At 73.7% G+C, this 12,991-nt stretch carries 15 protein-coding genes; 6 read left to right on the forward strand and 9 right to left on the reverse strand.

Annotated elements, in window-relative coordinates; translation table 11 throughout:
- Nucleotides 1-25 precede the first annotated feature (25 nt).
- Nucleotides 26-679 (forward strand): ACT domain-containing protein, encoded by a 654-nt coding sequence (locus tag AB0G01_RS14915; protein ID WP_360944775.1) that lies wholly within the window; start codon nt 26-28, stop codon nt 677-679.
- A 60-nt stretch (nt 680-739) separates the two neighbouring features.
- On the opposite strand, the gene AB0G01_RS14920 is transcribed toward AB0G01_RS14915, so the two are convergent.
- From AB0G01_RS14920 to AB0G01_RS14930, 3 genes are all read right to left on the reverse strand, one after another.
- Complete coding sequence (locus AB0G01_RS14920; protein WP_360944778.1) at nt 740-1,465, reverse strand: 3-keto-5-aminohexanoate cleavage protein; 726 nt, start codon at nt 1,463-1,465, stop codon at nt 740-742.
- An 88-nt stretch (nt 1,466-1,553) separates the two neighbouring features.
- A complete protein-coding gene (locus tag AB0G01_RS14925) occupies nt 1,554-2,204 on the reverse strand; it encodes a hypothetical protein (protein ID WP_360944781.1) in 651 nt (216 codons plus the stop codon).
- Nucleotides 2,201-3,094, reverse strand: coding sequence for a LysR family transcriptional regulator (locus AB0G01_RS14930; protein ID WP_360944784.1), 894 nt, complete (start codon nt 3,092-3,094; stop codon nt 2,201-2,203). Before AB0G01_RS14930 ends, AB0G01_RS14925 begins: the two co-directional genes overlap by 4 nt.
- A gap of 70 nt (nt 3,095-3,164) precedes the next feature.
- On the opposite strand from AB0G01_RS14930, the gene AB0G01_RS14935 reads away from it, so the two are divergent.
- Complete coding sequence (locus AB0G01_RS14935; RefSeq protein ID WP_360944787.1) at nt 3,165-3,953, forward strand: putative sulfate exporter family transporter; 789 nt, start codon at nt 3,165-3,167, stop codon at nt 3,951-3,953.
- On the opposite strand, the gene AB0G01_RS14940 is transcribed toward AB0G01_RS14935, so the two are convergent.
- Genes AB0G01_RS14940 through AB0G01_RS14950 form a run of 3 tightly spaced genes read right to left on the reverse strand, consistent with a single transcriptional unit; the run spans nt 3,929 to nt 7,213 of the window.
- Nucleotides 3,929-4,675: a succinate dehydrogenase/fumarate reductase iron-sulfur subunit gene (locus AB0G01_RS14940; protein ID WP_360944789.1), complete on the reverse strand. Its 747-nt coding sequence runs from the start codon at nt 4,673-4,675 to the stop codon at nt 3,929-3,931. The two genes, AB0G01_RS14935 and AB0G01_RS14940, sit on opposite strands and share 25 nt — an antisense overlap.
- Complete coding sequence (locus tag AB0G01_RS14945; RefSeq protein ID WP_360944792.1) at nt 4,672-6,582, reverse strand: fumarate reductase/succinate dehydrogenase flavoprotein subunit; 1,911 nt, start codon at nt 6,580-6,582, stop codon at nt 4,672-4,674. Before AB0G01_RS14945 ends, AB0G01_RS14940 begins: the two co-directional genes overlap by 4 nt.
- Nucleotide 6,583: 1 nt before the next feature.
- Nucleotides 6,584-7,213 (reverse strand): succinate dehydrogenase cytochrome b subunit, encoded by a 630-nt coding sequence (locus AB0G01_RS14950; protein WP_360944795.1) that lies wholly within the window; start codon nt 7,211-7,213, stop codon nt 6,584-6,586.
- A gap of 72 nt (nt 7,214-7,285) precedes the next feature.
- On the opposite strand from AB0G01_RS14950, the gene AB0G01_RS14955 reads away from it, so the two are divergent.
- The 3 genes from AB0G01_RS14955 to AB0G01_RS14965 are packed head-to-tail and all read left to right on the forward strand — an operon-like array spanning nt 7,286 to nt 9,033.
- Nucleotides 7,286-8,191: a LysR family transcriptional regulator gene (locus tag AB0G01_RS14955; protein ID WP_360944798.1), complete on the forward strand. Its 906-nt coding sequence runs from the start codon at nt 7,286-7,288 to the stop codon at nt 8,189-8,191.
- A 9-nt stretch (nt 8,192-8,200) separates the two neighbouring features.
- A complete protein-coding gene (locus AB0G01_RS14960) occupies nt 8,201-8,707 on the forward strand; it encodes an N-acetyltransferase (RefSeq protein WP_360944801.1) in 507 nt (168 codons plus the stop codon).
- Nucleotides 8,704-9,033 carry a hypothetical protein gene (locus AB0G01_RS14965; protein WP_360944804.1) on the forward strand — a complete coding sequence of 110 codons (330 nt, stop codon included), beginning with the start codon at nt 8,704-8,706 and terminating at the stop codon, nt 9,031-9,033. Before AB0G01_RS14960 ends, AB0G01_RS14965 begins: the two co-directional genes overlap by 4 nt.
- On the opposite strand, the gene AB0G01_RS14970 is transcribed toward AB0G01_RS14965, so the two are convergent.
- Nucleotides 8,984-9,709 (reverse strand): glycoside hydrolase family 9 protein, encoded by a 726-nt coding sequence (locus tag AB0G01_RS14970; RefSeq protein WP_360944807.1) that lies wholly within the window; start codon nt 9,707-9,709, stop codon nt 8,984-8,986. The genes AB0G01_RS14965 and AB0G01_RS14970 overlap by 50 nt on opposite strands.
- On the reverse strand, nt 9,706-10,716 hold the full coding sequence (locus AB0G01_RS14975) for a methionine synthase (protein ID WP_360944810.1): 1,011 nt from the start codon (nt 10,714-10,716) through the stop codon (nt 9,706-9,708). Before AB0G01_RS14975 ends, AB0G01_RS14970 begins: the two co-directional genes overlap by 4 nt.
- Nucleotides 10,717-10,923: 207 nt before the next feature.
- Between AB0G01_RS14975 and AB0G01_RS14980 the strand changes: the two genes are divergently transcribed.
- Nucleotides 10,924-12,333, forward strand: a complete 1,410-nt coding sequence (locus AB0G01_RS14980; RefSeq protein WP_360944813.1) for a cellulose binding domain-containing protein — start codon at nt 10,924-10,926, stop codon at nt 12,331-12,333.
- Between the two features lie 185 nt (nt 12,334-12,518).
- On the opposite strand, the gene AB0G01_RS14985 is transcribed toward AB0G01_RS14980, so the two are convergent.
- Nucleotides 12,519-12,983, reverse strand: coding sequence for a hypothetical protein (locus AB0G01_RS14985; RefSeq protein ID WP_360944816.1), 465 nt, complete (start codon nt 12,981-12,983; stop codon nt 12,519-12,521).
- Nucleotides 12,984-12,991: the final 8 nt, after the last annotated feature.

Consider the following 12,991-nt stretch of genomic DNA (forward strand, 5'->3'; position numbering starts at 1 on the left):
CCGAACCTCCTGGAGGCGTTGCACCGTGTCCTTCCTGATCCGGGTCCAGCTCCCGGACCGCCCCGGCGCTCTGGGTGCGGTCGCCTCCGCGCTGGGCGAGATCGGGGCCGACATCCTCAGCGTGGACGTGGTGGAGCGCGGCGGTGGCGTCGCCATCGACGACCTGGTGGTGGAGCTGCCGTCCGGTCGGCTGCCGGACGTGCTGATCACCGCGGCCGAGTCCATCGACGGGGTCGAGGTGGACGCGGTGCGCCCGTACGCCGGAGTGCTCGACACCCACCGCGAGCTGGAACTCGTCGAGGAGGTCGCGGAGGAGCCGGCGCGCGGCCTGGAGGTGTTCACCGAGGGCGTCCCGAAGATCATCCGCGCCGGGTGGGCGGTGGTGCTGACCTGGGACAGCACCGGCGTGCACCGGATCACCGCGTCCACGGCGGCCCCGGAGACCCGGATGGCGAACCCGCCGTGGATGCCGCTGGCGCGGGCGACCGTGCTGGACGGCGAGGAGAGCTGGGTGCCGGAGACGTGGCGGGAGCTGGGCACCGAGCTCGCGGCGACACCGCTGGGCAAACCCGACCGGGTGCTGCTGGTGGGGCGTCCGGGCGGGCCGATGTTCCGGGCGGCGGAGGTGGCGCGGCTCGCCCACCTGGCGGGCATCGTGTCGGTCGTGCTGCCCGACTGAACCCGGTGGCCTGATCCGGACCGGGCCCGGTGATGGGTCCGGTGGCGGGTGGTCGCGCGGCTAGCGGACGGCGTTGGCCCGGATGGTGCGCTGCGCGTAGTCGACCAGTTGGGCGTTGTCCCGGGTCCGGGTGCCGTCCGGGTTGTGGAGGGTGTCCTCCAGCCCGATCCGGGTGTCGAGTTCGAGGCGGGCGGCGTAGTCCAGGATGGGCCACGCGCTGTCGTCCTCGCCGTGCAGCAGGATCGGCGGGCCGAGCGGTTCGAGCAGGCGCAGCAGGGCTTCGGCGTCGTCGGTGGTCCCGGCGGGCCGGACCTCGGCGAGGATGCGGACGGTCCCGTCCGGCACGCCCGCGCGGCGCAGGACGTGCGCGGCGTCCTCGTGGAACACACCCAGTTCGATGCCGACACCCGCGTCCCGCAGCGCCCGCGCCGCGTCGAGCCAGCCGTCCTCGTGGACGTTGACCGAGGCCACGTCGGGGCGGCCGGCGGCCAGGCCGGCCCAGCCGCGCAGGAGTTCGGCGCGGCGCACCGGGTCCGGCTGGATCCACGCGGCGGTGGTGACGCCCAGTTCGGCGCGCGGCGCGGCGGCCCGGACGACGGCCACGGTCGTCGCCACCTCGGGACCGGCCAGCACCTCCAGGCCGACCAGGTCGCGCGGGTGCAGGTGGAAGTGGGCGATGCCGAGCCGGACGAGCGCGGCGGCGTCGGCGGCCAGTTGCGCCGGGCTGACCGGCAGCGCCGGGTGGCTGTCGGCGGTGCGGGCACCGTTCAGGCAGACCTGGAGCACGTCGACCAGCGTCGCACGGGCCGGGAGCGCCCGCGAGCCGCCGACCCGTTCAGCCGCGTGCCGGACGGGTGCCGTGGGGGAAGCGGGGTCAGGAGGGGTCGTCGGCCAGGCCGCGGACCAGCTCGCGGAGGGCGAGCAGGTCGATCGCGCCGCCGGGTTCGGTGAGAGCCGTCTCCACGCGGCCCAGGTGCCGGGCGGCCAGCCGTTCGCCGAGGGTGACGTCCAGGGGCAGGTAGGTCATCGTCTGCCGCTGGGTGTCGTCCAGGTCGCCGAACAGCGGGTGGAACACCGCGACGTCGACCAGGCCGTCGGCGAGGTGGGCCGCCACCCGCACGTCGGCCAGCCGGACGGCTTTCACGCCCAGGTTCACCGTCACCAGGGTCGGATCGGGCACCGGCGGCACCGAGTCGTGGTACTCCCAGATCATGTCCTCGGGCGGCGCGGCGGCCGTCCACGCGTCGGTGTACGGGCGCACCTCCGGGTCTTCCTGACCGCTGAGGACCAGCGCGTAGATCGCGCGGTGGCCGCGTTCCAGCGAGAAGTGCAGGTCGGGGTGCAGCGCCGCGACCAGGTCGCACAGCTCGTTCTCGACCCGGTGCGGCGCGCCGTCCCCCAGGGCCGCGCTGACCTCGGGCAGCAGGTCGTACCAGCGCCGCCAGAACGCGTCCGCCGCCTCGGCCGGGTCGGGCCGGTGCCGGGGCGGTGTCGGGGGTGCGGTGCGGCGGCGGAACCAGCTCATGCCCCCATTGAACTACGCCGGACCGCGACGGCGAGGAGTTCCGCGGCGGGTCCCACGAGCCGCCGCCCGCCCGCCCACACGGCCCGCAGCACGCGCCGCAGGTCCAGCCCCTCCACGGGCACCTCGACGAGCCGGCCGTCGGCCAGGTCGAGGGCCACGGCCAGCACGGACAGCACGGCGGGTGCGACGCCGGCGACGACCGCGCCGCGCACGGCCGTCGTGGAGCCCAGTTCCAGCGCGGGCGGGACGGCGTCCGGCAGCGCCCGGTCCAGGGTGTCGCGGGTGCCGGAGCCGCGTTCCCGCACCACGAGCGGGGTGGCGGCGAGCTCGGTGGCGGTGACCGGGCGCGTGGCCCAGCGGTGGCCGGGCGGCACGACGACGGCGAGCCGGTCGACCGCGACCTGCCGGGACGACAGGCCGGTCACCGCGCCGGGCGCTTCCACGAACCCGAGGTCGACCGCGCCGTCGCGGAGCAGCCCGAGCACCGTCTCGGAGTTCGTCACGCGCAGGCCGACGTGCAGGTCGGGACGGGTGCGGCGGAGTTCGCCGATCCAGACCGGCGCGAGGTGCTCGGCGACGGTCATGCTGGCGGCGACGCGCAGCCCGGCGTCGCGCTCGACGCGCAGCGCGTCCGCGCCCGCGAGCAGCCCGGACACCTCGTCCAGGACGCGCCGCGCCCGCTCGGACACCACCACGCCGGCGGGGGTCAGGGCCGAGCCGCGCCGGCCCCGGTCGACCAGCACGAGGCCGAGCCGGCGTTCCAGGGTGGACAGCCGCTTGCTCGCCGAGGGCTGCGCCACCCCCAGCTCCCGGGCGGCCCGCCCGAGGCTGCCCAGCTCCCCCACCAGCACCAGCAGGCGCAGCGAGGCCAGGTCCGGCGGGTCGGTCATAGGCCCAGGGTATGACTTCATCGCCGGGTTCCGGCTACCGGAACGGGGCGAACCCGCCGAACGTGGTGGTGTGCTGATCGCCGCGCTCGTGCTGGGTGTCCTGGTGGGTGGCCGGTTGCCGGACCTGGCACCGCTCACCCGCAAGCTGCTGCGCGCGGGCGTGGTGGTGCTCGGTCTGCGGCTGTCGCTGCCGCAACTGCTGGAGCTCGGGCCGGGAATCCTGGTCGCGGCCGTCGTCACGGTCGGTGTCACGTTCTTCGGCACGCTGTGGATGGGCGGTCGGCTGCGCCTGCCGCGCGGCCTGGTCCTGCTGGTGGCCAGCGGGTTCTCGATCTGCGGCGCGTCGGCCATCGCGGCGGTGTCGACCGGGCGCGACGAGGAGCACGTGGCGGCGAGCGTCGCGCTGGTGACGGTGTTCGGCACCGCGACGATGGTCGTGCTGCCGCTGCTGGGCGCGTCGCCGGAGTGGATCGGGTTGAGCGTGCACGAGGTGGCGCAGGTGGCCGCCGCCGCGCCCGCCTCCGGGCTGGCGACCGCGATGGCGGTCAAGCTGAGCCGGGTGGCGCTGCTCGCGCCGGTCGTGGCCGGGGTGGGCCGGCGGCGCGGGCCGGTGGTGCCGCTGTTCCTGGTCGGGTTCCTCGCGATGGTCGCGGTGCGGTCGACCGGCGTGCTGCCCGGCGGGCTGCTGGCGGTCACCGAGGTCCTCACCACCGTGCTGTTCGCGGTGGCGATGTTCGGGCTGGGCACGGCGGTCCGGCCGCGCCACCTGCTCGCGACCGGACCGCGCGCCCTGCTGCTCGGGCTGCTGGCGACGGTCCTGGTGTGCTCGGTGTCCTACCTGTCGCTGCGCGTGGTGTGAGCGCGCAGCAGGTCGGCGTTGAGCCGGGCGATCGTGGTCAGCGGGATGCCCTTGGGGCACGCCGGGGTGCACTCGCCGGCGTTGGTGCAGCCGCCGAAGCCGAGCGCGTCGTGCTCGGCGACCATGTCCCGGGCCCGCGAGTACCGCTCCGGCTGCCCCTGCGGCAGGACGCCGAGGTGGGTGGCCTTCGCGGCCGTGAACAGCATCGCCGACCCGTTGGGGCACGCCGCGACGCACGCGCCGCACCCGATGCACGCCGCCGCCTCGAACGCGGTGTCGGCGTCCGGTTTGGGCACGGGGGTGGCGTGCGCGTCGGGTGCGCTGCCGGTGGGCACGCTGACGTACCCGCCGGCCGCGACGATCCGGTCGAACGCGCCGCGGTCCACGACCAGGTCCCGCACCACCGGGAACGGGTCGGCCCGCCACGGCTCCACGGTGAGCACGTCGCCGTCCGCGAAGCTGCGCAGGTGCAACTGGCACGCCGTGGTCGCCTTCTGCGGCCCGTGCGCGATGCCGTTGATCATCACGCCGCACGCGCCGCAGATGCCCTCGCGGCAGTCGTGGTCGAACGCGACGGGGTCCTCCCCGGCCAGGATCAGCCGCTCGTTGAGGACGTCCAACGCCTCCAGGAACGACATGTCGGCCGACAGGCCGTCCAGCGGGTACTCGACCAGCCGCCCGGTCGCGCCGCTCTGCCGCCAGATCCGCAGGGTGAGTTTCACGCGTAGCTCCGGGTGCTCGGCTTGACGTGCTCGAAAACGAGTTCTTCCTTGTGCAGCACGGGTTCAGCGCCGGTGAACTCCCACGCCGCGACGTAGGAGAAGCGGGCGTCGTCGCGGCGCGCCTCGCCGCCCCCGGTCTGCGACTCCGACCGGAAGTGCCCGCCGCAGGACTCCTCGCGGTGCAGCGCGTCCACGCACATCAGCTCGGCCAGCTCGAAGAAGTCCGCGACCCGCCCGGCCTTCTCCAGCTCCTGGTTGAGCCGCTCGCCCGTGCCGGGCACCTTCACCCGCCGCCAGAACTCCTCGCGCAGCTCGGGGATGCGCTCCAGCGCCTTGCGCAGCCCGGCTTCGTCGCGCTCCATGCCGCACTCGTCCCACATCAGCCGCCCCAACTCGCGGTGGAACGACTCGACCGTGCGGTCGCCGTCCACCGCGAGCAGGGCCTTCACCCGGCCGCGCACCTCGGACGTGGTGTCCGCAACGGCCGGGTGGTCCTCGGTGAGCGGTTCGAAGGGTGCGTCGGCCAGGTAGTCGCCGATCACGCCGGGCAGCACGAAGTAGCCGTCCGCCAGGCCCTGCATGAGCGCGCTCGCGCCCAGCCGGTTCGCGCCGTGGTCGGAGAAGTTCGCCTCGCCGATCACGAACAGGCCGGGGATCGTGGACTGGAGGTCGTAGTCGACCCACAGCCCGCCCATCGTGTAGTGCACGGCCGGGTAGATGCGCATCGGCACCCGGTACGGGTCTTCGCCGGTGATGCGCTGGTACATCTCGAACAGGTTGCCGTAGCGCTCTTCCACGGCGCGCACGCCCAGACGGGCGATGGCGTCGGCGAAGTCCAGGTACACGCCGCGCTTCTCGTCGGAGATGTTCTTCGCCGCGCGGGACGCGATGTCGCGCGGCACCAGGTTGCCGAACGCCGGGTACAGGCGCTCCAGGAAGTAGTCGCGCTCGCCGTCCGGGATGTCGTTGGGGGTGCGCGAGTCCTGCGGGTCCTTCGGCACCCACACGCGGCCGTCGTTGCGCAGCGATTCGCTCATCAGGGTCAGCTTGGACTGGTGGTCGCCGCTGATCGGGATGCACGTCGGGTGGATCTGGGTGAAGCACGGGTTCGCGAACAGCGCGCCCCGGCGGTGCGCCCGCCAGATCGCCGTGGTGTTGCAGCCCTTGGCGTTGGTGGACAGGTGGAACACGTTGCCGTAGCCGCCGGTCGCGAGCACCACGGCGTCGGCGAAGTGCGTCGACACCGCGCCGGTGACCAGGTCGCGGACCACGACCCCGCGCGCCCGGCCGTCCACCACCAGCAGGTCCAGCATCTCGGTGCGCGGGTGCACCTCCACCCGCCCGGCGGCGACCTGGCGCTCCAGCGCCTGGTACGCGCCCAGCAGGAGCTGCTGCCCGGTCTGGCCCCGGGCGTAGAACGTGCGCGACACCTGCGCACCGCCGAAGGACCGGGTGTCCAGCAGGCCGCCGTACTCGCGGGCGAACGGCACGCCCTGCGCCACGCACTGGTCGATGATCTCGACGCTGACCTGGGCCAGCCGGTGCACGTTGGACTCGCGGGCGCGGAAGTCGCCGCCCTTCACCGTGTCGTGGAACAGCCGGTGCACGCTGTCGCCGTCGTTGCGGTAGTTCTTGGCGGCGTTGATCCCGCCCTGCGCGGCGATGCTGTGCGCGCGGCGCGGGCTGTCCTGGTAGCAGAACGAGGTGACCCGGTAGCCGAGCTCGCCCAGGGTGGCGGCGGCCGAGCCGCCCGCCAGGCCGGTGCCCACGACGATCACGCTGCGGTTGCGGCGGTTCGCCGGGTTCACCAGGCGGGCGGAGAACCGGCGGCGGTCCCAGCGGGTCTCGATCGGGCCGTCCGGCGCGCGCCGGTCGGAAATCGGGTGGCCTTCGGTGTACAGCGGCATGTCAGCTCACCAATCCGGTGAAGACGGCGAAGGGGACGGAGAGGAAACCGGCGCAGATCACGACCGCCGCGACCAGGCCGGTCACCCGCGAGGTGGTCACGCCCAGCGTCCGGGTCGCGCTCCACACCCCGTGCCGGATGTGGAAGCCCAGCGCGAGCACGGCGACCGCGTAGGCCAGCACCACGTACCAGTGCTGGAAGTCGGCGACGACGTTGGCGTGGATCGCGCCGTGCACGCCGTTCGGGTTGAGCCACCCGACCGTGAGGTCGAGCAGGTGGTAGACCACGAACAGGGCGATGATCACGCCGCCCCACCGCATCGTGCGCGCGGCGTAGGAGCCCTGCACGACCCGGCGGTGCTCGTAGCGGCCACGGGCTCTGCGGGCCCGCACGGTGAGCTGGTAGGCGGCGACGAAGTGCAGGACGACGCACACGAGCAGCCCGACCCGCACCGGCCAGACCGCCCCGATGTCGCGCAGGAACCTGCCGTAGGCGTCGAGCGCGCCCGGTCCGGCGAAGATCGACAGGTTGCCGAGCATGTGCGCGATGACGTAGAGGAACATCGCGGCCCCGGTGACCGCCATGACGGCCTTCTTGCCGATCGTGCTGCGGTAAAGCCGGATCGTCTCCACCCGACCGACGCTAGGAACCGGGACGACGAGTCGTCCAATACATCGTGAGCTGCGGAACGATAGCCTGGGGCTATGACGCTCCAGCAGTTGGCATACTTCCTGGCAGTGGCCCGGACGCGGCACTTCACGAAGGCCGCCGAGGAGGTCCGTGTGGCGCAGCCCTCACTGTCCAAGCAGATCCACGCGCTGGAGAAGGAGCTGGGCGCGGAGCTGTTCAGCCGGGCGCGCGGCAACATCGCGCTCACCCCCGCCGGCGAGGCGCTGCTGCCGGTCGCCAACCGGATTTTGTCCGACGTGGACACCGCGCGGCTGGAGGTGGCCGAGCTGGTCGGGCTGCGCCGGGGCCGGGTGCGGGTCGGCGCGACGCCCAGCCTCTGCGGCAGCCTGTTCGCCGACGTCATCAAGCGCTACCACGACGCCTACCCCGGTATCCGGGTGTCGGTCACCGAGAGCGGGTCGCGGGACCTGGTGGCCGCGCTGGAGGCCGGCGACCTGGACCTGGCGCTGGTGATCGTGTCGCCGGCGGACGCGAACCGGGCGCTGACCATCCGGCCCGTCCTGCGCGAGGAGCTCGTGGTCGCGTCCGCCGCGCCGCTCGGCGTGCCCCGGCTGCGCCTGCCCGACCTGGCCGACCACCCCCTGGTGATGTTCCGGCCCGGCTACGACCTGCGCGAGACGACGCTGGCCGCGTGCCGGCGCGCCGGGTTCGAACCGCAGTTCGCCGTCGAGGGCGGCGAGATGGACGCCGTGCTGCGGTTCGTCGAGGTCGGGCTGGGGGTGGCGATCGTGCCGAGCACCGTGCTGGCCACCCGGTCCCTGCACGGCACGCCGCTCACCCCCGCCACCACCCGGACGGTCGGGCTCGCGCACCGGACGGACGTCGCGCCGACGACCGCCGCGCGGGCGTTCCAGAACGTGCTGCTGGGTTTCCTGCGCGGTGCGGAAATGCCTTCGGGGGTGCACCTCACCGCGTCGTAGGCTCGCCCGATGCTCATCCGACGCGAGACCCCCGACGACGTCCAGGCCATCACCGACGTCACCGACGCGGCGTTCGCGGCCAACCCCGGCGGCGAGGCGTGGCTGGTCGGCGAACTGCGCGCCGACCCCGGCTGGGTCCCGGAGCTGTCGCTGGTGGCCGAGTCGGCCTCCGGCGCGGTCGTCGGGCACGTGGTGTGCACGCGGGCGACGGTGAACGACACGCCGGCGCTCGGGCTCGGGCCGTTGAGCGTGCACCCGGACCACCAGCGGCAGGGCGTCGGCTCAGCGCTGGTGCACGCCGTGCTCGGCGCGGCCGACGCGCTCGGCGAACCCCTCGTGGCCCTGCTCGGCGACCCCGCCTACTACTCCCGGTTCGGTTTCCGGCCTGCCGCCGGACTCGGCGTCGACGCGCCCGTCCCGGAGTGGGGCGCGTACTTCCAGGTGCGGGCCCTGCACGCCCACCGGCCCAACCAGCGCGGCGCGTTCCGCTACGCGGAGCCGTTCGAGCGGCTGTGACGCGGACGGGCTCCCGCCGGGGTGGGCGGGAGCCCGTCGAACGCCCCGGGCCGCGAGCGCGGGTCCTCGAACAGCGCCGCGTCGTTCGGCCCGTTGACCACCGCGCCGACCAGCACGCGCCCGCCGCCGCGTTCGCGCCGAGCGTGAAGTTGCGCTGCCGCACGCCGAACGCGTCGAACGCCGTCACGTTCGCCGCCGTGCCGAACGGGCTGCGCGCCGCGCTGTCCACGCCGGACTGGAGCTGCCGGCGCAGGTCGCCGACCACCTGTGCCTCGGTCACCTCCGCGCCCGGGACGCCCGCGCGCAGCAGCTTGACCAGGTCGTAGTGGCCCAGTGCGTGGCGGCCTTGGCCCAGCCGGCGGACCGCGAGTCCCGCAACGCCCTGCCCGCCGGCGCGAGCTGGGTGGCACCGAACGCCAGGTCGTCGGCCCACGAGTCCTCGGGGTGGTAGGCGTGCGGGAACGCCGAGGCCAGTTCGCCCACGTCGGTGGTCTCGGCCGGCGCGAACAGGGAGGCCGCCTGTTGCAGGTGGGAGCGGACCAGGTTCGGGCTGATCTCCTCGCCCGGCTCGTTCGCGCGGAACACCGGGCGGTGCTTGATGAAGTACTTCTCGTCGCCGGGTTCGACGCTGAGCTCGTCGGCGTCCCACACCTTGTCCAGCCACCGCAGGCCGAAACGGGTTTCTGCCGCCGGCGCGGGGTTCTCCCGGTCGCGCTGGGCGGACAGCAGCGACGCCGTCGCGTACGCCGAGGCGTGGGTGAACTTGACGAAGTCGCCGGCGTCGAACCAGCCGCCCTCGACGTCGACGGTCGGACCGGCGGGCTTGAGCGGACCGGCGGCGACCGGGGCGAACAGGCCGTCGCCGACCTTGAACGACGGCGAGGTCGCGCGCCCGCCTCGACCCGGCCGGACAGCACGGTCCGGCCGGCCGGCGGCGGTGGCCTCAAGTAAAGAAACTTCCCTGATTACTTGGGGGGAGTAGCCGCCGACCGGACCGGTCACCAGCTCTCGGGCGGCTCCGCGAAGGCCTTCCCGGTCTCGCGGGTGAGTTCGAGCGCCCGCCGCACCCACCCGGCGCTCGCGCCGGCCAGCCCGCACGTCGGGGTGGGCAGCGCGTGCGTGCCCAGGATCGAGCGCGGGAACCCCAGCCGGTCCACCAGGTCCAGCGCCGGCTTCGCGATGTCGCGCAGCGCGGGCGGGCGGACCGGGTCGAGGCCCGGGGTCAGGCCCAGGAACAGCGTCGTGCCCTCCTCCCACGCCTCCCCGACCTCGTCCCACATCCCGGCGTCCAGGACGGACACGTCGAACGAGACCGCCTTCGCGCCCGTGCCGCGCAGCAACGTGATCGGCGGCTTGGCCGCGCAGCAGTGCACGACGACGTCCGCGCCGACCCCCTCGACCACGGACCGCAGCAGCGCCCGCGCGTCGGGCTCGGGGACCGCCGCCACCGTGCCGAGCTTCGACGGCGTGGGCAGCAGCCCGCGCAGCACGGCCGGCAACGCCGGCTCGTCGAGCTGCACGACCACCCGCGCGCCGGTCCGCTTCGCCACCTCGGCCACGTGCCGGGCCAGCCCCTCGGTCAGCGACGCGGTGTACTCGCGCAGCGCGCCCGGGTCGGTGAGCACCCGGTGCCCGCGCATCAGCTCGATGCCGGCGGTCAGCGTCCACGGCCCGGCCGCCTGGACCTTCACCGTCGCCGGCATCCGCCCGTCGGCCGCTTCGTCGAACGCGTCGAGGTCGCGGCGCAGGAAGTCCACCCCCCGCCGGTGGTCCTTGCCGGCGTGCGCGGCGGTCCGGTAGCCGGCCGTCACCACCTCCACCGGCAGGTCGACGAGCAGCGCGGCGGTGCGGCCGATGATGTCCGCGCCGACCCCGCGCGCGGGGAGTTCGGGCAGGTGGGGGAGTTCGGGCAGCTCGCCGAGGACGATCCGCGCGGCCTCCAGCGGGTCGGTTCCGGGCAGGGAGCCGATGCCGGTGGCGGTGCCGGCGGGCCAAGGTGCGTGATCCACGGGACCCAGTCTCCCACCCCCGGTTTTGACGGGGTGAAAACTGAAAAGGTCTAGACCCATTGACGAGGTGGTCTAGGCCACCTACCGTCACATTGTCGGTGCTGACAGTTGCGACGGCACCGCACACGACGTGGTGTGGGGGCGCGCCGCGCCCCGCGCTCCCGCACCACTTCCAAACCCCGTCCCCCTGCCACGGGAGCAAGTGCCATGTCGAACAAGCGCAAGACCCTGGCCGCCCTCGCGGCCGGCCTCGCCGCAGCGGTGACCACCGGCCTCGTCCTGGTCGCCCCGGCGGGCGCAGCCGCCACGCCCACCGCCGTATTCGCCCAGGACTCGTCCTGGGGCTCCGGCTACCAGGGCAAGTACACGATCACCGCCGGCAACGCGCCGCTGTCGAACTGGAAGCTGGAGTTCGACCTGCCGGCCGGCACCAAGCCCGGCTCCTACTGGGACGCCACGCTGACCAGTTCCGGCAACCACCACACGTTCACCAACCGCGAGTACAACGGCACCCTCGCGGCGGGCAAGTCCGCCTCGTTCGGCTTCCTGGCGAGTGGCGCGGGCCTGCCGGCCAACTGCAAGCTCAACGGCCAGTCGTGCGGTGGCGGGCCCACCACCACGTCGCCGAACCCGACCACCACCACCACGTGGTCGACCTCGTCGTCCCCCACCACCACGACGTCCACGAGCACCACGACGTCGACCACCACGACCACGACGACCACCACCACGACCCCGCCGCCCGGCGGCATCAAGTCCGCGCCGTACGTGGACATCACGATGCCCACGCCGTCGCTGGAGTCGATGGCCCGCGCGACCGGCCAGAAGGTGTACACGCTGGCGTTCGCGCTCGCCGACAGCTCGGGCTGCAACCCGTCCTGGGGCGGCACGATCCCGCTCAACGACAGCCGGATCATCAACGACGTCAAGGCGTTGAAGGCGCTCGGCGGCGACGTGATCGTGGCGACCGGCGGCGCGGCCGGCCCGTACCTGGAGTACACCTGCTCCACGGCCGACGCCCTGGTCGGCGCGTACAAGAAGGTGCTCGACGCGGTCGGCAGCAACCACCTGGACGTGGACGTCGAGGCGTCCATCCCGCACGACCTGGTCAACACGGCGCTGAAGAAGCTCCAGACCGAGCGCGGGACGGCGATCAGCTACACGATGCGCATCCAGGGCGACGACTACGGCATGGACCCGTACTCGGTGCAGATCCTCCAGAACGCGGCGGCGAAGGGCCTCACCGTCCTGGTCAACCCGATGACCATGGAGTTCGGCACGTCCCGGGCGGACTGGGGCGACGCGGTGATCGCGGCGGCCGAGGCGTCGCTCAAGCAGATGAAGACGATCTGGCCGGCGAAGTCCGACGCGGAGCTCAAGCGCCTGCTCGGCGTGACCCCGATGATCGGCCGCAACTACAACGGCAAGATCTTCAACCAGGCGCACGCCACCAAGCTGGTCGCCTGGGCGAACACGAACAAGATCGGCCTGCTGGGGTTCTGGTCGGTCGGCCGGGACAACGGCTCCTGCCCGGGCGGCGGCATCTCGCCGACGTGCAGCAGCATCGCCCAGTCCCAGTACGAGTTCACGAACATCTTCAAGGGCTTCACCCAGTAATCCCTGCACGGTGGCGGGGGCAGGCGTACGCACGACGCCTGCCCCCGCCGCCACATGTCCGGACGGTTTCGCCGGCGTCGGTCAGCAGGGACACGGACACCCCGCCGGGGACTCCTCGTCGCCTCCCCGCACCACGACCGCCACGGCGAACGGGGCGACCGCCCGGCCGATCTCGGCCGGCACGGTCAGAACAGCGGGGTGAAGTGGATTCTGAACGCCGGGTTCGGCGTCTTCCGGGTCGACGCGGCCAGCCAGTACTCGCCCGGCCGCACGATCGCCCCGGCGTAGCAGTTGCGCTCGCCGCCGACGTCCAGCACGCCCACGCACCCCCTCGGCGGGTTCTCCGCGCCGACCAGCAGCGTCACGTTCGACGTGAGGCCCTCGCCGACGTAGACCGCGACGAACCCGAGCACGTCGGCCCGGTAGACGGTGTTGAGCAGCCCGTCCGCGCGCGGCCCGCCGGTGCCCGGCGGTTCGGCACGCCGCTCCGGGGGCGTCACGGCGTTGTCCGCCGCTGCCGGCCCGACCTCCCGCGCCGCGTCGGCCGGCGGCCGGACCGCCTCCACCCGCGCGGACAGCGCCGCCACCTGGTGTTCCAGCTCCGCAACCCGGGCCCGGAGCGCTTCCTCGCGCCGCTTCGCGCCGAACACCCGACCTC

The sequence above is a fragment of the Actinosynnema sp. NPDC023587 genome (genome assembly GCF_040640215.1).
Taxonomy (GTDB): Bacteria; Actinomycetota; Actinomycetes; order Mycobacteriales; family Pseudonocardiaceae; genus Actinosynnema.

What these genes read in the sequence shown, in the direction of transcription:
- AB0G01_RS14925 (WP_360944781.1), bottom strand. Translation starts at nt 2,204, where the DNA reads ATGAGCTGGTTCCGCCGCCGCACCGCACCCCCGACACCGCCCCGGCAC.
- AB0G01_RS14930 (WP_360944784.1), bottom strand. Translation starts at nt 3,094, where the DNA reads ATGACCGACCCGCCGGACCTGGCCTCGCTGCGCCTGCTGGTGCTGGTG.
- AB0G01_RS14945 (WP_360944792.1), bottom strand. Translation starts at nt 6,582, where the DNA reads ATGCCGCTGTACACCGAAGGCCACCCGATTTCCGACCGGCGCGCGCCG.
- AB0G01_RS14955 (WP_360944798.1), top strand. Translation starts at nt 7,286, where the DNA reads ATGACGCTCCAGCAGTTGGCATACTTCCTGGCAGTGGCCCGGACGCGG.
- AB0G01_RS14960 (WP_360944801.1), top strand. Translation starts at nt 8,201, where the DNA reads ATGCTCATCCGACGCGAGACCCCCGACGACGTCCAGGCCATCACCGAC.
- AB0G01_RS14980 (WP_360944813.1), top strand. Translation starts at nt 10,924, where the DNA reads ATGTCGAACAAGCGCAAGACCCTGGCCGCCCTCGCGGCCGGCCTCGCC.